The sequence below is a fragment of the Streptomyces sp. NPDC020362 genome (genome assembly GCF_040642095.1).
Taxonomy (GTDB): domain Bacteria; phylum Actinomycetota; class Actinomycetes; order Streptomycetales; family Streptomycetaceae; genus Streptomyces.
In genome coordinates, this window is sequence record NZ_JBFAET010000444.1 from 1 (window position 1) to 2,305 (window position 2,305).

A 2,305-nucleotide genomic window follows, 5' to 3' on the forward strand; every position below is an offset into this window, starting at 1 on the left:
GGTATCCGGGGACGGCATCCGGAGGCGAGGACAGACCGCCCGGCCGGCCCTCGCACCACGCAAAGACGCCGTCCGCTGGGGTGGCGAACGGCGTACAGGCGTGGTCGAGGGACGTCTCCCTCCCCCGAAGGCGACGTCCCTCGACCGCTCCCCCGGTGCCGGACTGTGGCCTGGACCGCCAGAGTGCCGCCCCCGGGGGACCGTTCGCCTGAGTCGGGGGCTACTCAAGTCACCCTGTATCAAACCTGAGTAGTCGCACTCCTCCTGGTGTGACGACCTACGAACAGGACGCGAAGACCCTGGAGCTGCCCTGGCCCTTCACCGGCCGGGCGGACGAACTGGAGCTGGCGCGCAGGTGGCTGGCGGCCGGCCGGCCCGGCATCGTGGTGACCGGGCCGGCCGGCTGCGGCAAGACCCGGCTGCTCACGGAGGCGCTGCGGGGCACCGACTGCGCCCGGGCGACCGGGACGCCCGAGACCCGGGGGCTCCCCTTCGCGGCGTTCGCGCACCTGTTGCCCGACACCGTCTCGCTGCACCGCGCCGTCCACCTCCTGTCCGGCGTACGCCTCCTCGTCGTCGACGACGCCCATCTGCTCGACGAGGCGTCCGCCGCGCTCGTCCACCAGCTCGCCGTGCACGGCCGCGTCCGCCTGGCCGTGGCCGCCACGGACGGGGTGCCGGCACCGGGGGCGGTGTCCCGCCTGTGGACGGGAGAACTGCTGCCGCGTCTCGCGCTGGAGCCGCTGCCCCGCGAGGACACCGCCCAGCTGCTCGCCGTGGCCGGCCTGGAGCCGCTGACCATGAGCAGGCTGCACCGGATGTGCCGGGGCGATCTGCGGCTGCTGCGAGACCTGCTGGACGCACTGCGCCGATCCGGGCGACTCACCGGTGTCCCGGACACCGGTGAGTGGGCCTGGCGCGGCCCGGTGCCGGTCACCGCGGCCGTCCGCGACCGTCTCGCCCTCGCCCTGGACCGGCTCGACCCCGACGAACGGGAGACGCTCGACCGGCTGGCCTTCGCCGAGCCCCTGCCGCTCACGCCGGACGGCCTCGACCTGGACGTCCTCGAACGCCTGGAGGCGGGCGGCCTGATCCACGTCGACGACCGCGGCTCGGTCACCCTCGCCCACCCTCTGCACGGACCGGCCCTGCGCGCCGGCGCCGGCCGGCTGCGGGCGCGGCGGCTGGCCCGCACCACCGAGCGGCGCGAAGCCGCTCTGGAGGCCGAACAGGCATCCCTTTCAGCCAGGCTGGCGGAACAGGACGTACGGGCTCTGCCGGCGCCGGTGGGTGACTGGCTGCTGGCCGAGGGCCTGCCGGTGCCCGCCGGGTACGCGGCCGTCCGCGCCCGGTGCGCCCGGCTGCGCGGAGAGCTGCGGGAGGCGGCTGCCTGGGCGCGGGAAGGGCTGCGGACGGCGCCGGACGACGCGTGCTGCCGCAGCGAACTGGATGCGGCAGCAGGGCAGTCGGGGGAGACCATGGGCATGGGTGTCTGGACCGCGGCGGCCCGCGGCGACATCGAAGAGGCGCTGGCCCGGATCGCCGGGGACGATGTGTTCGCGCTCTACGACGCCGTACGCCTCGGCGCCCCGGAGCGCGTCGCCGGGCGGCTGCCGGGCGCCGGTGTCCTCGCCCGGCACGCCGAGGCGCTCGCCCGGGGCGACGGGCCCGCACTCGACCGGGTGGCCGAGGCGCTGGCGGAGCGGGGCTTCCTGCTCTTTGCGGCGGAGGCCCACGCCCAGGCGGTCCGCGCACACCGTGACCCCCGTGCGGCCCGCCTTTCCCGAACCCGCGCGGTCGCGATGGCCCGCCGCTGCGACGGTGCCCGCACACCGGCACTGGCCGGGCTCGTCCTCGGCGATCTCACCGCGCGGCAACGGCAGATCGTCACGCTCGCGGCGGCCGGGCTGAGCAACCGGCAGATCGCCGAGAGACTGACTCTCTCCGTCCGGACCGTCGGCAATCACCTGTACGGCGCCTACACGCGGCTGGGTGCGAGCGATCGTGGTGCTCTGCCGTGGCTGAGCGACGTGCCGGAGGCCGAGCCGGCCTAGCGTTGAAGGGTCCGGGCAGCGCCGGTCACAGCAGGTCGTTCGCCGGCTGCCGGCGCGTCGTGGCCGGTCGTGCCCCCGCGCCCGCCGCGCCGCCCCCGCGGCGGAGCCGCATACCGATACGGCCCCGCGCCCCTGTTGGTGCGCACCACCGGGCGTCGACGTGCGGTCATGTACGCACCGCCGGGCGCGAGCGTGCCGTACCTCACGCCGCCCCGAACGCCGCGAACGCCCAGCCCGTTGCCTGGTGGACC

The 2,305-nt window shown here is 75.9% G+C and carries 1 protein-coding gene; it reads left to right on the forward strand.

What is annotated here, in order from left to right:
* Positions 1-269: 269 nt before the first annotated feature.
* Complete coding sequence (locus AB0H32_RS48015; protein WP_361135977.1) at positions 270-2,054, forward strand: LuxR C-terminal-related transcriptional regulator; 1,785 nt, start codon at positions 270-272, stop codon at positions 2,052-2,054.
* The last annotated feature ends 251 nt before the right edge of the window (positions 2,055-2,305 follow it).